The organism is Paraburkholderia sp. RL18-101-BIB-B (assembly GCF_046026985.1).
GTDB lineage: Bacteria > Pseudomonadota > Gammaproteobacteria > Burkholderiales > Burkholderiaceae > Paraburkholderia.
On sequence record NZ_JARESV010000022.1, the window covers coordinates 52,806 to 76,711 of the forward strand.

Sequence of the window (23,906 nt, forward strand, 5' to 3'; positions counted from 1 at the left end):
TCAGGTCTGCGCCACGAGTCTCTGTCATTGATTACTCTCAAGTCACCCGGACCGGCGGCGTCGAAAATGTAGCATCCTCCTCCCGGATTACCGTTTCACCGGGCTTCACGATGACAAACTCCACTGGCTGCCTCGCGATCTTCACAGTTCCTCCTGAGAGCTTCGCCGTCGTAAAGGCCGAAGATTCGAGATTCCCCGCCGCTGGGAAGTCTTCGCGGAAGTGAGCCCCGCGGGAATTTTCGCGCGCGAGCGCTGCTTCCGTGATCACGCGGCTGACGGAGATGAGATTTCTCAGGTTCAACCAGTCATGCCACTGAGCATTCAACGCGCGATCGCCATCGACGACGCCAGTATCCATCAGCTTCGCCTGCATATCAGAGAGGCTGTCTCGTGCTTTCACGAGCCCCTCTTCATTTCTGATGATCCCGACATCCTTCCACATGCATTCGAAGAGTGACTCGCGGATCGACTCAAGGTCCTTGCCCTTTCTGGCAAACGGTCGCTCTGCCTCGTTGATCGCGGCGAGAATCGACTGCTCGTCGGGTGCACGATAGCTAGTATTGACCTGCACCCAGCGCGCCATGCTGTCGCCCGCGATGCCTCCAAACACAGTCGAATTCGCAACACCATTACCGCCGAGACGATTCGCCCCATGCACGCCGCCCGTGTCCTCGCCTGCGGCAAAAAGCCCGGTCAAGTCCGTCTGACAGTCCGCCTTGAACACCACGCCACCCATCATGTAGTGCGCGGTTGGAACGACTTCGACTTCGCCGCCTGCCAGATCGAATCCACAGTCAGCGCAGCGTTCTACCATGCCTTTAAATTGTTTGCGAACCTTTTCAGGGCCAAGATGATTCATCTTGATATACACACCGCCGTTGGGCGACGTACGGCCCGCACGCAACTCCGAATAGATCCCGCGCGAGACGATGTCACGCGTCGCGCGCTCGCCCCTGGAATCGTACGATTGCATGAAGCGCTCATGCTGACCGTTGAGAAGATGCCCTCCAGCCCCTCGCAGCCCTTCTTCGAGAACAGTGCCAGTCATTCGAGTATGGCTTCCTGCGAGAAGTCCGGTCGGATGAAACTGCACCATCTCCATGTCCCGCAGCGTCAGCCCCGCACGCAGTGCCATTGCGAGCCCGTCGCAACTCTTGTCACCGGACGGCGTGTGATATTTGTACATGGTCGGCCCACCGCCGGTCGCAAGCAATACCGCTTTGGCCTGCACGAACACGAACTCGCCGCTTCGCATATCAATCATGAGCACACCGGCTAAGCCATCGCCGCTCGGCGTCTTGATCAGTTCGATCGCGCGATGTTCTTCCAGTCGGTTGATCCCCCGACTCCAAACTTGTTCGGCCAGGCGATTGATGATCTCGATGCCGGTCAAGTCGCCCTTGTGAACAGTCCGATCGAAGGTCTGTCCAGCAAACGCCTTCTGATGTATAGACCCGTCGGGATTACGATCGAAGAAACAGCCGAGTTCGTTTTCCAGCTCGCGCACTCGCTCGACCGCTGTGCTCACCAACGTCCACGCCAGTTCCTGATTCGACAGCCACTTGCTGCCTTCAATCGTGTCCATGAAATGACGTTCGATGGAGTCTCCGGGCGCCAGCGCGACGTTGTACCCGCCCTGAACCATCCGGGTGCAGCCGCACTTGCCCAAAAGACCTTTCACAGCGACGGTAATTGAACATTTTGGCGCGTTCTGATGCGCGTGCAGCGCGGCAAAGAGGCCAGCACCGCCCGAGCCCAGAATGAGGATATCGGTCTGGATTCGTTTGACGTTCATGATGCACGCACTCCGAGGCTTTCGAGGGCAGCCGCTCGACGCTTGGCGGTATCGTCCTTGACGGCATCATAGAGACTGGTGCCCTCACTATCCATCGCGACGAGCAAAGGCCCGAACTCCTTGATTTTGAATCGCCACAGCGATTCGGGGTTGAGATCGTCGAGATCCACCGCTTCGATGCTCTCGATCCAGGTCGTCTCGAGCGCCGCCGTACCGCCGATGATGGCAAGGTAGACACCGCCCAGCTCTTTGAAAGCGGCCTTCGATCCGTCGCGCAGGCCGCCTTTCCCGACGATCACCCTAACGCCGTACTGTTCCATGAGCGGCCTTGTAAAGCGCTCCATGCGATCCGAGGTGGTCGTCCCAATGCAGATAGGTTGATAGCCTGCGGGGTACTCCGGGCTTGGGGGGACCTTTCGAACATTGGGCGCCGTGTGAATGACCGCATGTCCGCGCAGGTCAAAGTCCGTCGTTCGCCCCTTGTCGAACAGGTGAATCTGCGTTGCGTCCCGGATGCCGTAAAGCGTTGTTTCAAGCGTGACCGTGTCGTTGACGCGCAGCTTGCGGATCGTGGCTTCGTCAACCGGAGTGGCGAGTTCATAATGGGCCATGGCGTCAGAATCCGTAAGTGATGCCTTCGTTCGAGAAAACCGCTTTTGCGCGGCGAGCCGAGTGACATTGCATGTTCACCGCGATTGGATTCATCGTGATATGCGTGGAAGCAAGTTCGATATGCACCGCGAACGCAGTGCTGTCGCCGCCCAGTCCCTGCGGTCCGATGCCAAGCTTGTTGACCGCCGCAGAGAGCTCTTTTTCGAGGGCCGCGCCCTCAGGATCCTCGCAATGGGTGCCCAGCTCTCGTGTCGCAGCGCGCTTGGCGAGCGCGACAGAAAGGTCGGACGTCCCACCAAGACCCACACCAACGATCGTCGGCGGGCAGGTCTTTCCGCCGGCCGAGACCGCACAGTCGATCACAAAGGTCTTGATCGCGTCGATACCGTCAGCGGGAACCGCCATCTTGAGAAACGAGTTGTTCTCGGAGCCGCTTCCCTTTGGCACCATTTCCAGCGACACATGGTCCGGCTCGGCCGAGAAATCGATATGAATCACCGGCACCTCTATGCCGCACGACGTATGGTTGTTTTTTCGTGAGAGAGGATGAACCACGGACGAGCGTAGCGGATGTTCTCTTGTCGCTCGCTCACAGCCACGGCGGATAGCTGCTTTCAACTCGAAGCCTTCGAATTCGACATTGCGGCCGATACTCACGTTGTAGATCGGAATTCCCGTGTCCTGACACAAGAGATTTTCAGTTTCTTCCGCCACCCGAATATTCGTTTTCATCGTCCCGAGCACGCGTTGAGCGATGGGCGACGTTTCATTCGATGCCAGCGTTTCGATTCCAGCCTTTACATCCGGAGGAAGGATCTTCAGCGCACGGATGTAAAGCTCCTTTGCCGTCTCCTCGACAGCGTTCAGGTCGAGCCTCATTTTCTCGTCTCCTACTCTGATTGTGGGGTGTAGTGTGTTGGACGAACTTCAATGAACCAGCGCCAAGAGAAAAGCCAAGCCGGTGCAGGCACTCGCTCCGGCGCCCAGTGCGAGCCAGTTCTTTCGCAGACCGCTCCAGGGCAGAAACTCGATGGCGAGCAAGCGCAAGCCGCCCATCAGATGAAGCGAAAGTAGGATGACCAGCCCCCATTCGGCGAACTTGAACAGTGGTCTGTCGGTGAAACGCAGAAAACCATCCAGTGAGCGGTCATGTGAAAGCGTTTTGCCGAGCGCCCAGAAATGCACTGGAATAAAGAAGGCAAGCGCAAGTCCTGACAAACGATGGACAATGAAGGCCCAGTACGCGGGGTGGGATTTCGCCCGGAAGTCGTTCTTTCTCATCACAGGATCACCCCCGTCACTGCTCGCATGCCGAGCGTGAGCAAGCCAAGCGTCACCACCGAACAGGCAAAATGAGCAGAACGACCACGCCATGCGAGCCACTCTTCCGCGATCCTTAAGAGGCCAATCGGCACATGAACTGCACATGCCAGGACAAAAAGCGTATAAAAGCCGGCAAAGAACCAATTCTTGTGTGTGCGTCCGAGGATCGCATGCTCGCTGAGCCCGCTGTGGACGGCATAAATAATGACGACGATGTGCAACACCACGCAGGCGGCGAGCACCATCGCGCTCATCCGCTGCCAGTACCACAAGCGAGCCTGCATTTTTAAAGAGAGTGTTTGCATCACAGTTTTCCCTCGATCGCGGCCTTCATCACGAGCCGCTTCAAACCTGCGATGCCTGCTGTCGGCGACAGCTGCTTTGGGCAACGCTCCGTGCAGGAGCCCTGCGTGTGACAAGAGTGACACCCGGCATCACCTGCGACAGCCCGCAGGCGCTCGACGCCTTCGACATCCCGTTCGTCGTTCATCAGCGTCCAAGCACGGTTCATCGCTGCAGGTCCAAGATAGTCACGCCTCCACGTCACGACGTCGCAGGACGAGTAACACACTCCGCAACCGATACATTCGATGCCGGCGTCGGCCGATGCGCGCTCCTTGCTTTGTGGCGACACCTTGCTAAAGTCGTCGGACCGTGTTCGTTCGCCTTTGAACCGTCCCTTCGCTTCCGCCCATTTATCGAAGAATTGCTCCATGTTCGTCGCCAGATCCTTGATCACGGGCAAATTGGACAGCGGCGCGATCTCCAGTTCTTCTTCGACTGCAACCTTCGATACGTGGGTCCTGCAAGTCCACCGAGCCTTGCCGTTTACGTTCATTGCGCATGATCCGCACATGCCGACCCGGCACGCATATCGGAAGGCCAGATCGGGCTGGAGATTGCGCTGGATGTACATGACCACATCCAGCACAGTCTGGTTTTCGAACCGTGGCACGTCGTAAGAAACCAACTCGCCGGAGGTCCGCCCCCTCCAAACCTTCACGCGGAATGTCTTGTTGCTCATGTCGTCTCTGGTGTAGTTGTGCATCGGCTAGAAAAAGTCTGCGCCCGCGCAATGCAAAGAAAAAGCGAATAATTCCTCGTTTTAGATAAAGCTTTTATCTACGTTTCCGCAGCGCGTCGCTTTTGTACGAATGCCATCTTTGTCTCGTCGCGCTCTTTCTCCAAGCCAGAGATGACAAGCGTCGCCACCGCATTGCCGATCATGTTCGTAACCGCCCGGATCTCCGAAATGAAGCGATCAACGCCGAGAATTAGTGCCGCCCCTTCTATTGGTATATGTTTGAATGCGGTCAATGTTGCGAGCAAGGTTACGAAACCCGCCCCTGACACGCCGGCGGCCCCCTTCGAACTGATCATGGAGAGAACCATGAGCGCAATCTGTTGTTCCCAGGACATCGGTACGCCATACGCCTGTGCGATGAACATTGCGCAAATCACCTGAGCGACGCAGGTACCGTCGAGATTGAAGGAGTATCCCATCGGCATCACAATACCCACGACCTGTTTCGGACAGCCGAGCGCTTCCAGCTTCCTGATGAGTTGAGGAAAGACGGATTCCGATGAGGTGGTCGCAAGCACCAACAATATCTCCCCCTTCAGATGACCCATCAGCCTCCAGAGACTGAAGCCGCTCATCCGACAGATCGTTCCAATGACTACAACTAAAAAGAAGATCGTTGCAACATAGACCGTGATCAACAACATGCCCAACGAGTGCAGTGCGGACAGCCCGTATTTTCCGACAGCAAATCCCATCGCACCGAGCGCACCGAGAGGCGCAAGACGCATGATTAGCGCGACAATGCGAAACAGGACATCGGAGACAGATTCGAAAAAGGAAAGCAGCAATTCGCCTTTCGGACCTAAATATGACAGCCCTATTGCAAATAGACACGCAATCACGACGATCTGCAGCATGTCCCCGGAAGCGAACGGACTCATAAAGCTGCTGGGAATCATGTGCAGCAAAAAGTCGACGAGATCACCGTTCCCGTGTTGCACCGAAGTCTGGTACTGGGCCAAGACGTGCGTATCGGTCGTACCGACCTGCAAGTTCAAACCCTCGCCCGGCGCAAGCAGGTTCACCATGAGCATGCCGACCAGCAGCGCCAACGTGGTGACCACCTCGAAGTAAATGAAAGTCTTTCCTGCGACTTTCCCCAACGACCGGAGGTCACCAATCTGCGACGCGCCACAAACGATCGTTGTAAAAATGAGCGGGGGCGTGATCATCTTCACGAGTCGGATAAAGGCATCCGACATCGGCTTCAACGACTGTCCGAAGGTGGGAAAGAAATGACCAATTAGAACGCCGATTACGATCGCGATAAGCACCTGCACGTAGATGTGTCTCAAGCTGCGGCCAAGCATGGTGTCTCCTTTGTCTCATCGCTCTCAATGCTTCCCAAGAGCCGATGAGATCGTTCTTTGGTGCCGCGCCTCATTCGCCTCTTTTAGGGCGGTGCAATACGTAGGCGCGCCGCCTTACCTGGGATGGTCCTCGTGAACAAGGTTGGTTACGCGCTTTCAAACAGACGCGTCAGTACGAACTCGCGATGGCCGAGCGCTTCCGCCGCGGTAAGGCGGCCGTTGATCGTGGCCAACATGCATTCGAGCAGTTTGTCGCCGCTCTGATCGAGATTCTGTTCGCGCTGCAGGATGCCCGACACGTCGACGTCGATGTGTTCGCTCATCGTGCGCACCGTGCGCGGGTTCGCGCAGATCTTGATGACTGGCACGATCGCGTTGCCGATCACGTTGCCTTGTCCCGTCGGGAAGAAGTGCACGGCGAAGCCCGAGGCCGCGCAGAGCGTGACCATCTCCGCCGCCGCCGATGACGAATCCATGAACCAGAGACCAGGGTGCGTCGGCGTTTCGGCCTTGTCCAGCACGCCGTCGACCATGCACTTCTTGCCGATCTTCTGGATGTTGCCAAGCGCCTTCTCCTCGATCGTCGTGAGGCCGCCCGCGATGTTGCCCTTGGTCGGCTGCGACTCGGAGAGATCGTCCGTCTTCCAGCGGTTGATCATGTCCTGATAGCGGTCGAACATGAAGTTGAAGCGTCCGCGCACGCCGTCGTTCGCGCAACGCGCAGCCACGATCTGCTCGCCGCCCGTCAGTTCCGATGTCTCGCCGAATACGAGTGTGGTGCCGTGTCCATAGAGCTTGTCGAACGCATTGCCGACAGTGGGATTCGCGCCGCAGCCGGAAGTCGTGTCCGACTCGCCGCATTTAGTCGAGACCCACAGTTCGCTCAGCGGGCACTCCTCCCGATCGAGCGACGTGGCGTACTGCACCATCTCTTTCGCGGCCTTCGAGGCGCGCATGATCGTGTCGTGATCGCCGTGCAGCTCGATGCCGAAGCCCATCACCGGCTTGCCCGACTTCGCGATGCCATCGACGACGCGCTTCGTCCAGCCTTCCTCGATGCCGATCACGATGACCGCCGCGACGTTCGGATTGCTGCCCGCTCCGATCAGCGTGCGAAAGTGCAGGTCGAGGTCGGCGCCGAATTGCAGGCGGCCGTACGGATGCGGCAGGGCCATCGTGCCCTTGATATTGTTTTCCACTGCCTGCGCCGACGCGTTGGACAGATCGTCGACCGGCAGGATGATCACAAGGTTACGAACGCCGACGCGGCCGTTGTCGCGACGAAAGCCGCGGAAAGTGGTGTCCAGACTGATCACGCTCATGATGTCTCTCTCAAGATGGGGAATGCGTTGATTGACTGATGCCGGGTGCGTGGCTTACCAGCGCTTCGTCTTGATGTTGTGCACGTGAGCGTGTTCGCCCGCCGTGATGGGCGCGACCACCTTGCCGATGTCGACGCCGTACTTGAACACCGTGTCGCCAACGGCCATGTCTTTCAGAGCGACCTTGTGACCGATGGGAATGTCCTGCTTTGCCGAGACTGTGACGATTTCATCCTCGTCCATGATCCAGGCGTTAAGGTTCGTCCCTGCGGTAATACCTTCGACAACGGCAACACCGACCGTATCTTTAGCTTCATGCAAAACGGCGTGAATCATTTTCCACTCCCTATCGTGAACATGTTTACTTAATCTATTTCTTGCTGGCACCAGCGAAGCACCGGGATCCTCGTTTCAAATTCGTCGCATGCTCAGCCTCTTAAAGGAAGAAACTCAATACGGTTCTCGTGCAGAGATTGATGCCGGATAAGAGCAACACGAACCAGAGCGCTTTGAGCAGCTTTCCCGCCGAGACTTTTCCTCGAAACCACGCGCCCAGACCCAGACCAACCGCACCGCAAGGAAACAGGCAGAGCGCGAGCGTCAACACCTCAGGATTTTTGTATAGGCCTGATGCACTGAACAACAGGAGCCTCAAGAGCGCTGTAATCGTGATAAGCGTGCTGATCGTTGCTCTGCGTTGTTCAGCGTCGTTGAGCCGGCCGGCCAGATAGATCGTGTAGAGAGGGCCACCAGTTCCAAATATCGCCGTCAAACAACCGCCGGCAAGCCCGAGCGGCACTGACCATGCTGTTCGGATCGTGCTGAATTCTTGCCGCGAAACTAGACGCCACACCGAATAAACCAGAAGGGTCGAACCCAATAGCAACTTCAGTGGCCTTTCGGGCACCGCCACTAGGACAAAGACGCCGACCAGTAATCCGATCGACAACCAGGGCATCAGACGGCTTAGTTCAGATTTCGACACGAGTCGAATGCCGCGCATGCCGACAAGGAGTCCGGCTGCGAGATCAAGGATCAGCAGCACGGGTGTCGCCGTTCTCAAGGCCACCACCTGCGTCAACACCGGTACCGCGACAATCGACGAGCCGAAGCCAGTTAATCCGTAGACGAAATACCCTGCGGCGACGCTCATCCCAGCTATGAGCAGATCGACCGATTGGAGGCCCACTCCCGTCGCCGCTATAAGCGAATCGGGCATTTGCGAGAGGAAATCAATCACTGTCGTTACGCCAAAGAAAAGGCGCAAGCGAACGCCCGTTCGCGGACCTGAGTATCAAACGGGCCATGAATCGATGACCCGTCGTTGGTGCATGTTGATGCATGGACTTGCGTATCCATGGCGCTGTCTCCGTGTTTTATGGGGCTTTTCCTCTTCTGTTGGAACGATTATGATCGGGCTTCACATAAAGAAAAACCGAGTAATTATTGATCTAAGAGAAAGGTCTGCTTTCTAATTGCCCCGATACCAAGGCCGATATGCCGTCGATCAGAACGCTCAAGATCTTTCTCACCGCTGCTCGCTGCGGGACTTTCGCGGCCGCAGGGGACGTCGTTGGCTTGACGCCGGCTGCGGTCGGACTGCAGATTCGATCACTTGAGGATGAATTGGGTGTTCAACTTTTTGATCGAAGTGCGCGAGCCGTAGTGCTGAATCCTGTCGGTCGGTCGCTAGTCCGCCGCGCCGAGCAAGTCGTGAGTCAGTACGAACTGTTGGAGGCTTCCGTCAGCGGAGGAGAAATGTCCGGCACCGTCGTTATTGGGGCACTGGTATCTGCGCTAATGGGCGCTTTTGCGGATGCGTTGTGGTCGATCAGGCGCCGCTACCCTAGCCTCGACGTGCATTTGTTGGCAGGAATGTCGAGCGACTTTGCACTAAAGGTCGAAAGTGGAGAGTTGGACGCTGCGGTGGTCACGCAGTCGCCAAGGCCGATTCCGTCAAGCCTGAAATGGTGTCCGCTGTACTCTGAGCCAATGGTTTTGATCGCGCCGAAATGTCCTCACTTCGAACTTCCGGAGGACCCGCGAGCGATGCTTGAAACGGCTCCGTTCATGAGATTCGAAAGAAGCACGTGGACCGGCATTCTCGTCCAGGACGTACTAAAGCGTTGTGCTGTGCAATTGAACGAAGCCATGGAGTTGAACTCCATCGAGGCGATCATTGCACTTGTCCGTCAGGGCTTCGGAATATCGATCGTCCCCAAGTTGGCGAATGTCGCGTGGGAAAAGGATGATGCGCTGGCGCTATTTCCGCTCGAAGGCGTCGACGTTCGACGACATGTCGGCTTGCTCGAGCGCGCCAGTCATGGGCGGATGAACTTCACTGAAGCGATCAAGAAGTACTTTGATCAAGGCTGACGGCACTCACTCTCGCGTCTGATCGAGGATCCGCGCTTGATCAGCCTTGCGGAAAGCGGCCATCGCGACCTGCAGGTGCAGCAGGCCGATCTTGCCGCGGACGTCAGAGCCGTCGTCGAGGAATCGCACGAGGCGCGGCGATTGCGGGCAGGCATGAGGTGTGTCCGTTACTTGAATCCACGATATGCAACAACGCCGGAGCAAACCTGCTTCGATGAGAGCCAGCATCTGGCTGGCTGCCGCACCCGCACATTCAAGCTGCCTCCAATGATTCCACGGTTCGATTTGCAGTTTCCGGCGCGAAGATCGTCACGATCAGCATGCCGGCGATCATGATCGCGACTCCGATCATCATCGACACGTGCAGGCCGACGTTCGACAGCAACACTGGGAATACAGCGGTCCACACCACGCCGCCAAAGAAGCGCCCACCAAGGCCTTCGACCACGCTCTGTCCGGTTGCGCGGATCCGTGTGGGGTATTGCTCCGCGTACCACATCTTGAACGACGGCGACGCGCCAGACGACGAGAACATCACCATGCCCCACAGCACCATAGCCAGCGTGCTTTGAGCCAATGTGAATTCATACGTCGATATCGCAGCGAGCACCGTATAGACGAAGAACACTTTTTTGCGCCCGAAATGCTCGGCGGCAATGCCGTTCATGATCTTCCAGGGAATCTGCGTGGCCGTGGTGATCAGCGTCAGAAAGAGCGCGCTTTCGAGCACGACGTGCTTCTCGATGAAAATCGACGGCAGGTAGTTGACCGAAATGTAGAACATCGAGAAAAGGCTCGTTGCGCCGATCGTCATCACGATGGTGCGGAACAGATACGGCGGTGTCCACACCACGCCAAGCGACCACCAGAATTTCGGTGCAGCATGACCGCTCACGCTGGCGCTCTCGGTCACCTCGTCGACCACCGCCAACGGCAGACGCACGCCGAGCTTGCGTTCCGCGGTGGCCTCGAACCGGCAGATGATCCCGTCGGCCTCGTGATAGCGCCCAACGCGATGTAGCCAGCGCGGCGACTCTGGCAGGAATTTCCAGATCAGCACGACGTAGACGACGGGCAAGCCGCACAGGAAAGTGAACACGCGCCAGCCGACTTCGGGCGCGAAATGCGGAATCACGGCCATGCCGATAGTCGGCGGCAGCAGATAACCGATGCCGAGCGCTGTCTCCAGCAGTCCGGCGAACGCGGTGCGCGTGGTTGCCGAGACGATTTCGGAAGTGAGGGTGTAGGGCATGATGAATGCCGGCGCCATGCCGAAGCCGGTCAGTCCGCGCAGGATCACGAGCGTCGCGAAGTTCGGACTGAATGCGGATATCGCAGTGCCACCCGCGAACCACACGACACCGAAGATCAGCAGTCGTTTGCGGCCGAAGCGGTCGGCCATATAGCCGGTGGGGATCATCCCGACGACGATGCCGAGCGCCGACGATGCGGCGAGCATGCCGGTGTCGCGCGGCGTCAACGCCATGGTCTTCCGGATGATCGGCAACGTGATCGACAGACTGCCGATGTTAAGCGCTTCGATGACGAGCGCACCCGCAGCGAGCAGCACGATCACCCAGCTATGCCAGGTGGTGGGAATGCGCTGCAAACGCGCCAGCAAAAGTGCGGGTGACGGCGGCTGGTTATCCATTTTGTCTCCTCCCTGTATCCGACCTGGACGGCGACCGGTCGGGGATAGTTGTCGTAGGGACCTGCGTCTGAAGGACTCACTTCTCCTTCGCGTACCCGATGGGCGTCGCGCCACGAATTTGCGTGCGGTGCATCACGCGCTCGTAGCGGTCGTCGAAGCTGTCGCGCCGGTGCATCGCGCAGCGGTTGTCCCAGATCACGAGGTCGTGCTTCTGCCACTGCTGCGTCCAGCTGAAGCACTGTTGAGTCGCGTGAGCCCATAGATAATCGAGAAGACGTTCGCTCTCGTCGAGCGGCAACTCCGGGATATACGCGTTACGGCGGCGTCCGAGGAAAAGACACGCGCGTTCGGTGACGGGATGCACGCGCACCAGCGGATGCCGCGCGCCGATGGTCCGGGTTGGCTCGGCGTTATCGGCGAAGCCGCGGCGCAGCTCGCCCGAACTGTTGCGAGATGCGTCGTGCACGCAGGTGAGACTGCGCACGCGCTCGCGTGAGGTCTTGTCGAGCGTGTCATACGCGAGGTGCATGTTGCAGAACGACGTGTCGCCACCTTCGGGCGGCACTTCGATGCCATACAGCAGGCTTGCGCTGGGCGGCGTGTCGTTGTACGACATATCGGTGTGCCAGTGCGCCTCGTAGTTGCCGAGGCCGCCGATCGCCATTCCGTCCACTTTCACGTTCGAGATGATGGTGACGTATTCGCGTGCTTCCGGACCAATGGCGAGGCGCGGATCCGTGTGATCCATCACGTCGCTCGCGCGGATAGGCACCGGGTCCAGTGCACCGAAGCGGCGGCTGAATTGCATCAGATCACGGTCGCTCAGCTGCTGTCGACGAAAACGCAGCACGAGGTGGTCGGCCCATGCGCGTTCGATCTGCACGAATGACGCATCGTCGAGCAGCGCCAGATTGACGCCTTCGATCTCCGCGCCGAGGGCTTCACCAAGTGGCGTGACCTTGAGCGCGGTGCCTGCAAGCGTTGGAGCGGACATGATGTGTCTCCTGAACTGTTGCGACGAGCGCCGGAACGCGGCCCATGCGGGTTTACTCATCCGTTTTATTCAACTTTTTCTGGCAGGCCGGTATGACGCTCCTGCAGGTCAGCGCGCTGACCGCGGATCGCGTAATCGCACTAGGCTTGAGTCATCGTGCAGCGTTTCACTGGACGAGGACACCATGACCATCACCATCTTTCATAATCCGGCTTGCAGCACGTCGCGCAAGGTGCTCGACATGCAGCTTTCGCCACGCGAGTCGTTGCGTATCCAGGAGCCTGCTTATACCGACCCTCGCCTTGGTGATGTATCGCTATCGAACGCACGCATCGTCGAACTCATGGTGCCCAATCCGGTGCTGATGAACCGGCTCATCGTCCGCACGCCGCACGGCATCAAATTGTGCCGCCCGGCCGAAGAAGTGGCGCCGCTGCTTCAGCCCATCTGATTTATCCGGCGCGCGGTGCGTCTGACGCCCGTGCATGTATCACGTCGGTCACGCGTCGAACAGATAGCGCCGCACTTTCTCGTCATCCAGCGTCACGCCAAGCCCCGGCCCTTGTGGCACCGCAAGGTGGCCGCGCGTCAGATCGAGCTTGGCGGTCACGATGTCGTCCGCTGTTTTTAGCGGACCCACACATTCCAGCCCGTCGAGCACGTTGTCGCTGGTGCATGCGAGCATTATTTCGGCAGTCGTATTGATTCCGAGCCCGAAGCCGTGGCCGATCACTACGGGCATACCGGCTGCCGTCGCGGTTTCCAGCATCCGGCGGCAGCGTAGCAAGCCGCCTTGCTTCATCACCTTGAGCTTGACGATGTCGGCGCAGTCAGCGCGGATTACGTCGATCAGGCTGCGATAGTCGGTGATCGACTCGTCGGCCATCACCGGCATGCCGACCGCCTGCCGCACTTTCGCCATGCCGGCGAGATCTTCCGCAGCCACCGGCTGTTCGAGCAGTTGCAAACCCACCGGCTCGAGCAGTCGCCCGAGAGCGATCGCGTCTTCCACGCTATATCCCGCGTTGGCATCCGCTCGCAGCGCCATCCCGGAACCCACAGCTGCACGCACGGCCATCAGGCGGTCGCGATCGGCGTGAATGCCGCCGCCCACCTTGATCTTGGCCGAGCGGAAACCACCATCGAACCATTTCCGCGCCTCGGCGGCTGCCTCACCCGGCGACACGATACCGACCCACGCATTGAAGCTGACCGTGTCCTTCACAGCACCGCCCAGGTATTGATGCGCGGGGATGCCCAGATGCCGCGCCAGAAGATCGACTGCGGCCATTTCGATGGCCGCTTTGGCGTCCAGATACGCGTCGATTGTGCGATCCATCGCATCGATCAGGCGATGCGGGTTACCGGCATTCATGCCTTTGACGCATGGCGCCAGCGCTCGCCGGATGACCGTAAGCGACTCCTCGACGGTCTCAACCGAATATCCTGGCGACGGATCGATATTGCCGAGACCAATAGAGCCGTCTTCGGCCGTAAGACGCACGATCGCGCTTTTTTGCGTCGTCTTGGTCGTATAGGCATTCTTGAACCCAGCGCCGACGAGCGGTACAGCGACGCCGAACACGTCGACGCTCTTGATGGGCAGATAAAGTTCGTCCATATGATCAGGATGCTACTGTGAGATTGGCCGGCTCATAGGGCGCAACTTTACCGCCCTTGATCTGCGTACGGTGCATCAATCGCGACGCTGAAGGATCGAACGAATCGCGTCGATGCAGCGTGCAGCGGTTGTCCCACATAATCAGATCGCCCTCCTGCCAGACCTGGCGGAACGTGAACGCTGGCTGCGTCGCGTGTGCCCAGAGCGTATCGAGCAGGGCATTGCTCGCGTCGAGATCCATGCCGACGATATAGCTGTTGCGCCGCCGCCCAAGAAACAGTGCCGGACGCTGCGTTTCAGGATGACGGATCACGAGCGGATGATGCGCGCCGGGCGCCTTGCGCGGATCGGTCACTTCCTGCATGCCCTTGCGCATCATCCCTGCGCTGTTGTACGTGGCGTCGTGAATCGCGCGCTTGCCGTCGATCTGCATTTTCATCGCGTCCGGCAGCGCGTCCCACGCGAGATACATGTTCGACCAGAACGTGTCGCCGCCTTCGGGTGGGATCTGCAGCGCATGGAGCAGCGCGCCACGGGGCGGCGATTCGATGTACGTCATGTCGCAGTGCCATACCGCTTCGCCGTCACCGAGGTTGCCCATCGGGACGCCGTCCTTCTTGATGTTGGAGATAACGTTGATCTCGGGAAATTCGGACAGAAACGGCTTGCCGTAAGGATTCGGCCCCGGTGGATCGAGCTCGCCGAAATGACGTGTAAATGCGAGCAGTTGTGGATCGGTCAAGATCCGACCGCGAAACCGGAGAACCAGATGGTCAGCCCATGCCTGTTTGATTCTGTCGATCACATCTGCCGCCAGCGGTGCCGACAGATCGACGCCGGAGATTTCGGCCCCGAGCGCATCGCCGAGCGGAGTCACAGTGAAATGAGCCATGGATTTGCACTCCTTTTTCTACGGTTGCCTTTCGAATGCAGATCAATATAGTCAGTACCTGTAATAGCGTAAATGAGATATTCAAGGCATCACGTGATACCTTTTTCATATCTCCTCATCAACCCTCGGATGGTGATGTCATGAAGCGATCTCCTGCGGCACTGCAACGAAGTCATATCGAAGCCCTGATCGCCATCGGTGATGGTGGCTCGGTACATCGCGCTGCGCGCAGTCTTGGCGTTGCGCAACCGGTGCTCTCACGGTTGCTCGCCGATGCGGAAAGCCGGCTGGGAACACGACTCTTCGAACGGTCGAGCCAAGGAAGCCAGCCCACGTTGCTCGGCGAAACCGTGCTCGCGCAAGCGCGCTCCGTGATGCGCGCGATGGACCGGCTGAGCGCGAGCGCCGCGTCCGCGCGGTTGCCGGTCCGGCTCGGTTGCATACCCCGCGCAATGCATACGCTGATCCCGCCGCTCTATGCGCGGATGTACGCAGGGACGCACGCAGACGATCCAGCTGGCACCGACGACACGGCATTCCGCTGTAAGGTGATCGAGGGCAGCTCGACTATGCTGTTTGAACTACTGGAGGCAGGCGAACTCGATTTCGCGATCCTGCGCTGCGCCAGCACGGTGAAGAGCGACGAGGTGAAGATCGAACGTCTATATGCGGAGCGCACCGTAATCGTCTGTTCAAACCACCATCCTGTGCTATCCGCGCGGCCGCTGCGGCTTGCCGACCTGGCTGCGCTCGACTGGACGCTCCCGCATGCCGACACGACCTCGCGTATCGCCTTCGATCTATTCTGGACGCGACGTCGTCTGCCGCCGATCGAGCCAGTGCTCGAGACACGCTCGTTCGAGTCGAATATCGAAGTGGTGGCACACACGCGGCTCCTGTCGATCGCGCCGGAGTCGATCGCCCGGCGCTACATGCGCTTCGGCATGCTGAGCATTCTGGAGATCGAGAGCGCGTTGCCATCGAGCCCGATCATGCTGGGCTCGCGGTTAACGGCGCGCGAAGAACCCGTGTTGAAGCGCTTTCGCAAGCTGCTGCAGGAAACGGCGGGCGAGTTGGCTTTGGGCTGAGTGGTGCTCGATTGCTTCCGTGATGGGACGTATCGTCCTTTGAAACAGCGAACAGCAATCTGATCGTCCCCGCGCTGCCGCCGGCGACGCATCTTGTATTCCGCATGCCTTGAAAATCGCTATCGTGAGAGGTAGTACACGAAAGCGAAAGGCCGCGATGGGCCGGCCTACGGACGTTCAGCATCACACCGTTGGACATCCGGCAGTTTCGGCCCCATACGGACGCCAACTGGAACAGCAGACACGATTCGCGCTGCGGCTATCGACCGCACCGAAGAGTGAGCGGCAAGCTCGCCCCCTGGCGACGCCCGCTGCGGCCTCACACATAGCGCACCCAACGTTGCGCGTCTCCCTGGTTTGACGTTTGCGCCGCCGCAGGACGCGGCGGCGCAGGTCTTTCAACTGAAGCTACTGCGCTGCCGGCGCGCCGACGCCATCGATGTCCGGTGCCCAACCCGAAGGGTTCGAGAAGATCAGCGCGTTCGCGTTGCCCGACTTGAATGTGCCCGTCACAGCGAGAGTCGAGATGGTGCTCCACCCACCGCTCGGCGGAAACGACACAGTGACAGGCGTTGATCCGTTAAAGCTGATGTCCGCGGAGCGCGGCGCCGAGTCGCCGTTCGCATAACCCACCAACACGGTGTAGGTGCCGTCCGCGGGAACACTAATGTTGTTGATCGTCAACGTCCCGCCGTTGCCAACATAGCCGACGTCCGAGCCGCCCGAACAAACGCCGCATGCCGAAATACGCGCGCCACCGGCGAGTACGCTGCTCGACGCTTCTGCCTCGTAGGCGGCCTTGAACGGCGGAAGCGTCACCGGGCCGGCGACGACAGACACTGTGCCAATATCGGGCGCAGGCGCGGTGCTGTCCGCGCTCGACAGCGTCAGCGAGTTACCCCCGGGCTGCAGCGGCACATAGACCGTGACCGTGCCAACTCGCCCTTCGCCGCCGGTCGGCGGAAATGCCACTGTGGTCGTCTGGCCGCCGTTCGTCGAAAGCTGTGCGGTCAACGTGTCGCGAGAGCGGTTCGCATATGCAATCTCAACGTAGCCGCCGGTGCCGGTTGATGCGACGTTGCCGAAGGTTACCGTGCCAAGTCCCCGAACGATCCTGCCGCCGTCGCAGTCCGGGCAGTGCGTATACGATGCACCACCGCCAAGTGAAGTCGGCTGGTAGGTCTTCGCGGCGACGTCCTGTCCGCTTACCGAGAGCATCACGGCGCCGCCCGCGGGTACCGTGGGCGCCGTATACGAAGTGACAAACGAGCCGAGTTGCTTGCCGGCCCACAGATCACGCACCATCGCACGCGCGTTTGGCACCAAGCCGAGTTGCTGCCACGTGATCGTCATCGGCGCGTCCGTCGTGCCGTTGTTGAACAGCACGACAGCACGCTGTCCCTGGCCGGCGAGAAGCTTCGCCCACACCTGCTGTGCGCCGGATTGTGCGACCTTTACACCTTGTGTGCCAAGCGGGTCCTGGTCGACCGCAATGACGTCGGTGTTGGTCGTCAACTGCGTGGTATCTACGGTCAGCGGCTTCGACAGGTCGGCGCCGAGAATCAGCGGTGCGCCGGCGATCGCCCACAGGCTCATGTGCGCCTGATCGTGAACCGCCGTCATGCCCATACCGACCACCATCATGTCGGGGTCGTTGTAGAAGCCAGTGTGCTGGGCCTCGGGGTGATAGTTGCCAAGAAAGTTGCCGGTCACGCTGCCGAAGTTCGGCGCGCCGCTGTTCGGCCCATAGATGTCGCCCGTCGTTCTCCACATCCCGCCAACCCCGGCGGCCCACGCCCACGGTCCCTCGTTGAAGTCGGGGTACGTGCTGTTGCTGGCGATGGTTCCCCAGTCGCAGATGCTGAGCGTCACGCGGTGGCCGGTCTGCACGTATGCCTTGTCGATCGCATCGGCGATGGCCGTATAGGCTTGTTGCGGATCATAGCCGGCTGCGCCGCCCCCGCAGAAGTCGACCTTCACGAAGTCGAATCCCCACTGCGCGAATTGCAGGAAGTCGTGATCGTAGTGCGCGAAGTCGCTACCGACGAAATGCGTGCCGTTGGTTCGCGTGCCGCAACCCTGCGGGCCGGCGTCGATGTAGATGCCCGCTTTCAGTCCCTTGCTGTGGATGTATTGCGCGATGGCCTGCATGCCGCCCGGCCATTGGGTGTTGTCGATGACGAAGTTGCCGTTGGCATCCCTCGCCCCTGAGGTCCACCAGCCTTCATCGGTGTTCACGTACTCGTATTGCGCGCCGGATTTTAGCTGCGCATTCAGTGCGGAAAGGCCATCGGCTTCGGCCTTGATCGTGTTGTAATTCACGTTCTCCGCAAGGCTATTCCATGACGACCATCCCATTGGCGGCGGCACCACGGCGATTTGACGCGAGGGGCGGCGGCTTTGCTGCGCCGCGGATTCGCTTTGCGCGGCAGAGGCCGCCGTGGCTTGTTGACTCTTCGCCGAGGCGACGGCGCCGCTACCGCCCGGCGCATCGCCGCCACAACCCGACAAGCCCAGCGACACACTCACGGTTAATGCGGTTAACAGCGAAACGGCACAACGTCTGTACACGAGCAGGTTCATGTCTGTCTCCTGGTTGAACGCTTGACTCTTGCGGCAGGGCTGTTTTCGGGAGTGACTATATTCAGGTCCGCTCAGGAACTCCAAAAACTTTTTTGTTATCCCAGCACGTGGGAATATTTAGGGTTACAGAAATTTATGCGTAGAAGATAAAATCGAATGACCGCTATAAACGAGTACACGGACTGCCGAAGCGTTTGCAGTTTCAAGCCTCAGTCCGTCGTTTCGGCAAATGCGGAAGTGACCAGTTCGACCTGGCTATAGCAATCGAGAAGCGGTCGCGATAGTCTCCAGTGTGCGGGCCGCACGGACCGTCGCTGCCGAGCAAGTTCAGGAACATAACCGGGGGGCGTTTCACAATGTCTGACCAACGCGGTAGTCAATCTGTCACGATGTCTGACCGAACCGGTAGTAAATCTGCATTGCGTCAAGTTGCAGCTTCGAGGCTTTTTCTCGGCGCAACCATTGCGATGTTTTTGTCGGGTCTCGGCGCGTCGGCGGCTGCACCACAGATCGTTCTGTTCCTGGTGAAGGAACTCGGCGCCTCGCTGCCGTTGGCGGGATTCTATTACCTGACCAGCCTTGCAGCTCCAGTCGCGGGGTATTTCGTCGGCCGCTACTCTGATCACACAGGGAATCGCCTCGGTCTTTTTCGCATGTGTGCTGTGGCGGGCTTTGTGGGCTGGGCGGGGCTGGCCGTCTCTACTTCGGTCTGGATACCCTTCATCATTTCGGTCGCTTTGCTGGCCGTTTCCGGTGCTACCGCCTCGCAAATTTTTGCGGCTGTCCACGATGAACTCAGCGACAAGCCCGACGACGCAAATGAAAGTGTCGTTGCCATTATCCGTATGGCGCTTACCGGCGGATGGATCGTCGGGCCTGTGCTGGGAGCGTGGGTGGCGGCTGCCTATGGCCTGCGCCCCATGCTTTGGATGACCGCCATCTGCATGCTTTTACAGATCGCACCTCTCGGAACGCTGAACCCAACCGTCAAGATCAAGCCGGCGTCGGCGAGCGAGCCCGCGCGTCACTCCAGCCTACGTGCCACGCTTCCACTGCTGACGTTCACAGGACTCTTCGTCATGCTCTACGCAGGGGAGCCAGTGAAGTACGGATTCCTGCTGATCTACATGGAAGAACACCTCAAGCTAGGCCCGGCTGTACGAGGAACGGTCATCGGGACACAGCCATTCATCGAGCTGCTCATCATGCCTTTCAGCATCGGGCTGGGCCGCAAGCTTGGCAACGTGTGGTTGATGTGTATCGCGGCCGCCATGGGGGTGTTTGCCAATCTTTGCTTTGCGCTCTGGTCGTCTGCAGCGGGCATGTTCGCCGGACAGATCCTCATGGGTGGTGTTTGGGGCATATTTATGGTTCTGGGCATCATCGTCGCTCAACGCCTGCTTCCCAACGCGGTAGCGACGGCGTCGGCAATCTTCATGAGCTCGACGGCCCTCGCCTCGGCGTTGGGAGGCATCGCGAGCGGTTTCGGGGTCGCATTCCTGGGCCTTCCCCATGTCTTTCTGCTGCCAGCGCTCTTCGCGGGTATAGCAGTTATTGGACTGGCATTGATGGCAAGCACCGAAAGCTTCAAGGTGTATTGATTTCCGGCCAGTCCCTTCGCACGCTTCACCGTCCCGTTAAGGCAGTCCTTCGACGGCGCGGGCTGCTCTGCGGATATATGGCGCGGCACGCAGTACTTGCGCGTTTGGCTCCATTTGTGTCGCCAGCGCGTTGAGTACCCCAGGCAAGTTTGAAGGCGTTCCCCTTGCCGGCCAGTTCGCACACGCGCTCGAGCACAGATGCAGCGTCCGATTCCGATCGAGAACCGGCCGTTGATTGCGAGGACAGGAACGTCTGAGTTGGGTTGGGAGCGCTCATTCGCTGACAGTGAGACCTGACATTCGCGGCCATCGGTGTGCGAACGTCACCGCTGTCCAGTGCGTCGTCGACCAACGTGGTGGCGCCCATGCGCTGGACGCCACCGTTCGCACACTTCGAACGCTACATTCCTGAAGCAGTCTGAATTGCCAGGCTTGGGCAATAATGCGTTGCGCTGAGAAATGCCGCTTGCTGCGATCGGTTTCCAGCGGCGCTCGACGTGGGCGGATCGATAAAGACAGATGCGTTATTCGATCCCGCAGGCGCGGTGAAGGTCATCGTCACTTTCCACCACTTGCCCGCTCGCACCGCGCTCAGCGAGGTCGCTTGTCCGGCGCCCCATGTTCCCCTCACGACCTGCCCCGTATTCGTGTTGACCACCCACCCGAATTCCGTGCCGCTCGAGTCATCGGTCTGGATCGATCCGCCAGGAAAGACCGTCGCGTTGGAGGTAGCCATAACGTAGTCCGTGAAACTGTAGGTTTGGCCGCCCTGAACCCGGATGATTTCGCGGATATTCGCAACCGACGAGCCATTCGTACCGATGACCGTCGCCGCATGCTTGCTGTTCCCGCTGATATCAGTCGCAGGCACAGCCGTGCCGCCATTTTGCTGGCTCCATGCATCTGGCATTGCAAGACTCAGCGGCGAATTCACCAGATTGTTCGCGTAGCAGGCGGCCGAAGTCTTATTGGCCGGCGGCCCGTAGAAGCTCGCAATGCTGGACTGGATCCCGTTGTCCGTCACGTCGGATGTCGCCTTGGTGATGATCGCGCCTTCGAAGAACTGAATCGGCGCAGCGCTGCCGTCGCCCCCTTCACCAAGTGAAAGACCGCCTTGCCATTGTCCGTTGAAGGCATGGCCCGCATCGCCGCCAAAGTTAAGGGCTTCTGGCGGAGCCTGATCAAAGAGCGGGGTGAGCACGCTCTGCGAAGCAGAACCGCCCTTGACGACGAAAATATTCGATGCGTTCACCGGCGAATACTTGGAAAGTACCGTGACAAACTTTTCATTCTTGGGCTGCTGTGGGCCGTACAGATAGACCCCCGCCTCGGCATCGACGCCCGGCCAGTTGGTATCCAGTCCGTTACATACCGGATCCTTCGCATTGGGTGGCTGATTCGAATCACCATCACAATAGCCGAACACCGCTGCGTTGCCGTTTGAGAACGCCAGCGCAAACATCTCGCCCTCGATTTCGCCATGAGCAAAGGTGCTGGGGTTAGCGCTGTTCTCCATGTTTCCGTACGTGCCGCAACACGTAGAGGACTGGCTGTAATGTGCGCCGGCCACCATATACTCGGCGATCTCGGTATCGCCGATCGACTGGTTCACTGTGCCGAACCGGTTCCGATAGGCTTGTCCCCCCAACGTATTCAGCGCTGGAATCTGCGCGCCTTCGAGCGGTACGAAACCCAGCTTCGCCGGTGTGCCGTGCGCCGGCAAATCGTTACCGATCGATACCTGCAAAGTGGGCGACTGCGCGGTCAGCGCGGTGGGTGGCTGCGACAACTGCACAGTCAGTGTCCCACCCGTTCCTGGGAGCGTGATCGTCGCAAAGCCGTTGATGACCGGTACGGTCGTCGTCTTCTTCGATCCTGAAGCGCTACTCGCAAGGGTCAGTGATTCTGTGCCGTCCTGATTGAGTGTGAGAACGGCGGGCACGTTACCAAACGCGCCTCCCTTGAGGGCCGCAACTGAGTCGATCTGATCGTAAATGTATGAGACGGCGCAGGACGTATCGTTGCAGAACGCGTTTGCGCTTCTGACATTGGCCGAACCGATTTGCTGCCGATCGCCGCCGTTCGGCAAGGTGCTCGACGTATAAGGGTAGATGTCCTGCTTTGCATTGTCAGAGGCCCGTTGAAGCTGGAACAACGGGCCTCTATAACTCCTTGTCAGTAAGCGTGTCACGCTGTGAGCCGCGGAACACGGTGTGTTGGCCGCTGCGGCAGTGTCGCAAGGTAACGGAAGCGCATTCGCCGCTTCCGTTACTGCACTGCTATCTGGCTGCGATGCAATGTTCGCTGATGACGTCGGTGACGCACTCGTGTTCGCCACGCCTTGCGCCGCAGATGTGCCGGCGCTGTCTCCATTGCATGCAGCGAGTGCAACAGTCGCCGCCAGCAAAACAGAAATCAATCCAACTCCTCTGGACATCATGACCTCCTCCTATCAAACCGCGCTTCGGGTTAGACTTCATAAACTTAGTTATGCAAACTGATTTGCAGCGAATCATCACCGATCAAGCAGATAGTGTGCGGAACCGTCACTCGTTCCCGGCGATTTGGAGAATGTTCTGCTGCGTGACGCGACTCGCCAGGCAGAGGGAGCACGATGCCGGCCAGGCGCCAGCGATCTCAACTATTAATAATATTAGTCAACAATATTGCCTCACCATCTCAGGATAATCCCCTAGCTGCAGCGCCGCAATTCAAGCTATCCGCCCGTTGAATCCTGATTTGCAATGGGCATAACAGGGTCCTGTGTCAATATTATTGCTAATAAAGAACCTTTCATAATTGAATGGTTTGGCGTCGTCCAACTCACTCGCGCCCGCTTCCGTGGTGCCATCGTGTCCCATGCGCAGCGCTGGTTTTCCCGGCTTACACGTCAGGGTACGTCGTGCGCGGCCGTGCTAGCGGATGCTGATGAAGCAGGGTCGGCTGTAAATGCAATTTTCTATCAAGAGAAGCGATGCAGCATCGCAACGCAATTATTCTTAAAGTTGTCGGTCAACAAAAAACGTTCGCTTTAATCAATTTGTAACGTTCAATAACACATAACCACCGCGCGGCGCGTGTACTGTCACGTTGTTGATGGTCGAGCGGGCGAAGACTTTGAACATCAGCATTCCTGATTTGTGCGGCAAGGCGATCCAACGTCGCGTTGCCGGTCACGGTTTCCCACACTTTAAAACCTGTATGCGCGCCTGCCGCTTGTCTTGCGCGGATACTGTCACGTTGCTGGGATGTTGGCGGAAATGCAGCGACAATTGCGGGTATGAAACGGACTGCTCTCCAACACAGCGCACCTGCCAACGACGCTATGTCTATGCCGGCTAGCGATTTCCGCCCGACGCGATCAGTTATGCGGTGTGGCTGTACTACCGTTTTCAGTTGAGCCTGCGTATGGTTGAGGAGTTGCTGGCAGCTTGCGGCATTGACCTTATCTATGAAACGGTGCGAAGCTGGTCGGTGAAGTTCGGCCTGGGTATCGCCCGGCGCATCCGCTCTACATCGCTGACATGATCGCCAAGGGCAGATGACATGCCACAAAGGCATTCGCTTGTCCGTCGCACAGCAATTCTACTCCCTGGTTTCATAAACCAGCGCAATTCACCCGCTGGCTTCGCCCAACCGTCCTTATTGCGACGA

Annotated in this window: 21 protein-coding genes and 1 pseudogene; 5 read left to right on the forward strand and 17 right to left on the reverse strand. The window is 58.9% G+C overall.

Going from position 1 to position 23,906, the window contains the following annotated elements; genetic code table 11:
• Positions 1 to 37: 37 nt before the first annotated feature.
• From P0D73_RS27150 to P0D73_RS27195, 10 genes are all read right to left on the reverse strand, one after another.
• Positions 38 to 1,795, reverse strand: coding sequence for an L-aspartate oxidase (locus P0D73_RS27150; RefSeq protein ID WP_408178653.1), 1,758 nt, complete (start codon positions 1,793 to 1,795; stop codon positions 38 to 40).
• Positions 1,792 to 2,406, reverse strand: a complete 615-nt coding sequence (locus tag P0D73_RS27155; protein ID WP_408178652.1) for a fumarate hydratase C-terminal domain-containing protein — start codon at positions 2,404 to 2,406, stop codon at positions 1,792 to 1,794. The genes P0D73_RS27150 and P0D73_RS27155 overlap by 4 nt, the downstream gene beginning before the upstream one ends.
• Positions 2,407 to 2,410: 4 nt before the next feature.
• On the reverse strand, positions 2,411 to 3,286 hold the full coding sequence (locus P0D73_RS27160; RefSeq protein WP_408178651.1) for a fumarate hydratase: 876 nt from the start codon (positions 3,284 to 3,286) through the stop codon (positions 2,411 to 2,413).
• A gap of 48 nt (positions 3,287 to 3,334) precedes the next feature.
• Positions 3,335 to 3,688 carry a succinate dehydrogenase, cytochrome b556 subunit gene (gene sdhC, locus P0D73_RS27165; RefSeq protein ID WP_408178650.1) on the reverse strand — a complete coding sequence of 118 codons (354 nt, stop codon included), beginning with the start codon at positions 3,686 to 3,688 and terminating at the stop codon, positions 3,335 to 3,337.
• Positions 3,688 to 4,035: a succinate dehydrogenase/fumarate reductase transmembrane subunit gene (locus P0D73_RS27170; protein ID WP_408178649.1), complete on the reverse strand. Its 348-nt coding sequence runs from the start codon at positions 4,033 to 4,035 to the stop codon at positions 3,688 to 3,690. The genes sdhC and P0D73_RS27170 overlap by 1 nt, the downstream gene beginning before the upstream one ends.
• Positions 4,035 to 4,754 (reverse strand): succinate dehydrogenase/fumarate reductase iron-sulfur subunit, encoded by a 720-nt coding sequence (locus tag P0D73_RS27175; RefSeq protein ID WP_408178648.1) that lies wholly within the window; start codon positions 4,752 to 4,754, stop codon positions 4,035 to 4,037. Before P0D73_RS27175 ends, P0D73_RS27170 begins: the two co-directional genes overlap by 1 nt.
• Positions 4,755 to 4,852: 98 nt before the next feature.
• Complete coding sequence (gene dctA / locus P0D73_RS27180; RefSeq protein ID WP_408178647.1) at positions 4,853 to 6,124, reverse strand: C4-dicarboxylate transporter DctA; 1,272 nt, start codon at positions 6,122 to 6,124, stop codon at positions 4,853 to 4,855.
• A gap of 146 nt (positions 6,125 to 6,270) precedes the next feature.
• Positions 6,271 to 7,446, reverse strand: a complete 1,176-nt coding sequence (locus P0D73_RS27185; protein WP_408178646.1) for a UxaA family hydrolase — start codon at positions 7,444 to 7,446, stop codon at positions 6,271 to 6,273.
• A gap of 54 nt (positions 7,447 to 7,500) precedes the next feature.
• Positions 7,501 to 7,782: a UxaA family hydrolase gene (locus tag P0D73_RS27190; protein WP_408292028.1), complete on the reverse strand. Its 282-nt coding sequence runs from the start codon at positions 7,780 to 7,782 to the stop codon at positions 7,501 to 7,503.
• A gap of 100 nt (positions 7,783 to 7,882) precedes the next feature.
• A complete protein-coding gene (locus P0D73_RS27195; protein WP_408178644.1) occupies positions 7,883 to 8,686 on the reverse strand; it encodes a sulfite exporter TauE/SafE family protein in 804 nt (267 codons plus the stop codon).
• A 257-nt stretch (positions 8,687 to 8,943) separates the two neighbouring features.
• Between P0D73_RS27195 and P0D73_RS27200 the strand changes: the two genes are divergently transcribed.
• Positions 8,944 to 9,822 carry a LysR family transcriptional regulator gene (locus tag P0D73_RS27200; RefSeq protein ID WP_408178643.1) on the forward strand — a complete coding sequence of 293 codons (879 nt, stop codon included), beginning with the start codon at positions 8,944 to 8,946 and terminating at the stop codon, positions 9,820 to 9,822.
• 6 nt (positions 9,823 to 9,828) lie between these two features.
• Here P0D73_RS27200 and P0D73_RS27205 read toward each other — a convergent pair whose 3' ends face one another.
• The 3 genes from P0D73_RS27205 to P0D73_RS27215 form a co-directional block, all read right to left on the reverse strand.
• A complete protein-coding gene (locus P0D73_RS27205; protein WP_408316183.1) occupies positions 9,829 to 10,050 on the reverse strand; it encodes a hypothetical protein in 222 nt (73 codons plus the stop codon).
• A 25-nt stretch (positions 10,051 to 10,075) separates the two neighbouring features.
• Positions 10,076 to 11,473 (reverse strand): MFS transporter, encoded by a 1,398-nt coding sequence (locus tag P0D73_RS27210; RefSeq protein WP_408292021.1) that lies wholly within the window; start codon positions 11,471 to 11,473, stop codon positions 10,076 to 10,078.
• A gap of 76 nt (positions 11,474 to 11,549) precedes the next feature.
• Positions 11,550 to 12,467 carry a TauD/TfdA dioxygenase family protein gene (locus P0D73_RS27215; RefSeq protein ID WP_408316185.1) on the reverse strand — a complete coding sequence of 306 codons (918 nt, stop codon included), beginning with the start codon at positions 12,465 to 12,467 and terminating at the stop codon, positions 11,550 to 11,552.
• A gap of 184 nt (positions 12,468 to 12,651) precedes the next feature.
• On the opposite strand from P0D73_RS27215, the gene P0D73_RS27220 reads away from it, so the two are divergent.
• Positions 12,652 to 12,918 carry an ArsC/Spx/MgsR family protein gene (locus P0D73_RS27220; protein WP_408316187.1) on the forward strand — a complete coding sequence of 89 codons (267 nt, stop codon included), beginning with the start codon at positions 12,652 to 12,654 and terminating at the stop codon, positions 12,916 to 12,918.
• A gap of 48 nt (positions 12,919 to 12,966) precedes the next feature.
• Here P0D73_RS27220 and P0D73_RS27225 read toward each other — a convergent pair whose 3' ends face one another.
• Both P0D73_RS27225 and P0D73_RS27230 read right to left on the reverse strand, forming a co-directional pair.
• Positions 12,967 to 14,088: a mandelate racemase/muconate lactonizing enzyme family protein gene (locus P0D73_RS27225; RefSeq protein ID WP_408316189.1), complete on the reverse strand. Its 1,122-nt coding sequence runs from the start codon at positions 14,086 to 14,088 to the stop codon at positions 12,967 to 12,969.
• A gap of 4 nt (positions 14,089 to 14,092) precedes the next feature.
• Positions 14,093 to 14,980, reverse strand: a complete 888-nt coding sequence (locus P0D73_RS27230) for a TauD/TfdA dioxygenase family protein (protein ID WP_408316191.1) — start codon at positions 14,978 to 14,980, stop codon at positions 14,093 to 14,095.
• A gap of 140 nt (positions 14,981 to 15,120) precedes the next feature.
• On the opposite strand from P0D73_RS27230, the gene P0D73_RS27235 reads away from it, so the two are divergent.
• On the forward strand, positions 15,121 to 16,068 hold the full coding sequence (locus P0D73_RS27235) for a LysR family transcriptional regulator (protein WP_408178635.1): 948 nt from the start codon (positions 15,121 to 15,123) through the stop codon (positions 16,066 to 16,068).
• Positions 16,069 to 16,476: 408 nt separating this feature from the next.
• Here the strand turns inward: P0D73_RS27235 and P0D73_RS27240 are convergent, their stop codons facing one another.
• Positions 16,477 to 18,651 carry an alpha-galactosidase gene (locus P0D73_RS27240; RefSeq protein ID WP_408316193.1) on the reverse strand — a complete coding sequence of 725 codons (2,175 nt, stop codon included), beginning with the start codon at positions 18,649 to 18,651 and terminating at the stop codon, positions 16,477 to 16,479.
• Positions 18,652 to 19,007: 356 nt separating this feature from the next.
• Here P0D73_RS27240 and P0D73_RS27245 point away from each other — a divergent pair, with 356 nt between their 5' ends.
• Positions 19,008 to 20,252, forward strand: a complete 1,245-nt coding sequence (locus P0D73_RS27245) for an MFS transporter (protein ID WP_408316195.1) — start codon at positions 19,008 to 19,010, stop codon at positions 20,250 to 20,252.
• 400 nt (positions 20,253 to 20,652) lie between these two features.
• Here P0D73_RS27245 and P0D73_RS27250 read toward each other — a convergent pair whose 3' ends face one another.
• Complete coding sequence (locus P0D73_RS27250) at positions 20,653 to 22,692, reverse strand: arabinofuranosidase catalytic domain-containing protein (RefSeq protein ID WP_408316197.1); 2,040 nt, start codon at positions 22,690 to 22,692, stop codon at positions 20,653 to 20,655.
• A gap of 920 nt (positions 22,693 to 23,612) precedes the next feature.
• On the opposite strand from P0D73_RS27250, the pseudogene P0D73_RS27255 reads away from it, so the two are divergent.
• Positions 23,613 to 23,762 (forward strand): annotated as a pseudogene (locus P0D73_RS27255) (IS6 family transposase); the annotation flags it as partial.
• Between the last annotated feature and the right edge of the window lie 144 nt (positions 23,763 to 23,906).

Excerpts from the sequence above, each read along its gene's own strand:
- P0D73_RS27175 (WP_408178648.1), bottom strand. The coding sequence starts at position 4,754 with ATGAGCAACAAGACATTCCGCGTGAAGGTTTGGAGGGGGCGGACCTCC.
- P0D73_RS27160 (WP_408178651.1), bottom strand. The coding sequence starts at position 3,286 with ATGAGGCTCGACCTGAACGCTGTCGAGGAGACGGCAAAGGAGCTTTAC.
- P0D73_RS27210 (WP_408292021.1), bottom strand. The coding sequence starts at position 11,473 with ATGGATAACCAGCCGCCGTCACCCGCACTTTTGCTGGCGCGTTTGCAG.
- dctA (WP_408178647.1), bottom strand. The coding sequence starts at position 6,124 with ATGCTTGGCCGCAGCTTGAGACACATCTACGTGCAGGTGCTTATCGCG.
- sdhC (WP_408178650.1), bottom strand. The coding sequence starts at position 3,688 with ATGAGAAAGAACGACTTCCGGGCGAAATCCCACCCCGCGTACTGGGCC.
- P0D73_RS27205 (WP_408316183.1), bottom strand. The coding sequence starts at position 10,050 with ATGCTGGCTCTCATCGAAGCAGGTTTGCTCCGGCGTTGTTGCATATCG.
- P0D73_RS27240 (WP_408316193.1), bottom strand. The coding sequence starts at position 18,651 with ATGAACCTGCTCGTGTACAGACGTTGTGCCGTTTCGCTGTTAACCGCA.
- P0D73_RS27215 (WP_408316185.1), bottom strand. The coding sequence starts at position 12,467 with ATGTCCGCTCCAACGCTTGCAGGCACCGCGCTCAAGGTCACGCCACTT.
- P0D73_RS27200 (WP_408178643.1), top strand. The coding sequence starts at position 8,944 with ATGCCGTCGATCAGAACGCTCAAGATCTTTCTCACCGCTGCTCGCTGC.
- P0D73_RS27155 (WP_408178652.1), bottom strand. The coding sequence starts at position 2,406 with ATGGCCCATTATGAACTCGCCACTCCGGTTGACGAAGCCACGATCCGC.
- P0D73_RS27220 (WP_408316187.1), top strand. The coding sequence starts at position 12,652 with ATGACCATCACCATCTTTCATAATCCGGCTTGCAGCACGTCGCGCAAG.
- P0D73_RS27225 (WP_408316189.1), bottom strand. The coding sequence starts at position 14,088 with ATGGACGAACTTTATCTGCCCATCAAGAGCGTCGACGTGTTCGGCGTC.
- P0D73_RS27150 (WP_408178653.1), bottom strand. The coding sequence starts at position 1,795 with ATGAACGTCAAACGAATCCAGACCGATATCCTCATTCTGGGCTCGGGC.
- P0D73_RS27235 (WP_408178635.1), top strand. The coding sequence starts at position 15,121 with ATGAAGCGATCTCCTGCGGCACTGCAACGAAGTCATATCGAAGCCCTG.
- P0D73_RS27230 (WP_408316191.1), bottom strand. The coding sequence starts at position 14,980 with ATGGCTCATTTCACTGTGACTCCGCTCGGCGATGCGCTCGGGGCCGAA.
- P0D73_RS27185 (WP_408178646.1), bottom strand. The coding sequence starts at position 7,446 with ATGAGCGTGATCAGTCTGGACACCACTTTCCGCGGCTTTCGTCGCGAC.
- P0D73_RS27245 (WP_408316195.1), top strand. The coding sequence starts at position 19,008 with ATGTCTGACCAACGCGGTAGTCAATCTGTCACGATGTCTGACCGAACC.
- P0D73_RS27190 (WP_408292028.1), bottom strand. The coding sequence starts at position 7,782 with ATGATTCACGCCGTTTTGCATGAAGCTAAAGATACGGTCGGTGTTGCC.
- P0D73_RS27170 (WP_408178649.1), bottom strand. The coding sequence starts at position 4,035 with ATGCAAACACTCTCTTTAAAAATGCAGGCTCGCTTGTGGTACTGGCAG.
- P0D73_RS27250 (WP_408316197.1), bottom strand. The coding sequence starts at position 22,692 with ATGATGTCCAGAGGAGTTGGATTGATTTCTGTTTTGCTGGCGGCGACT.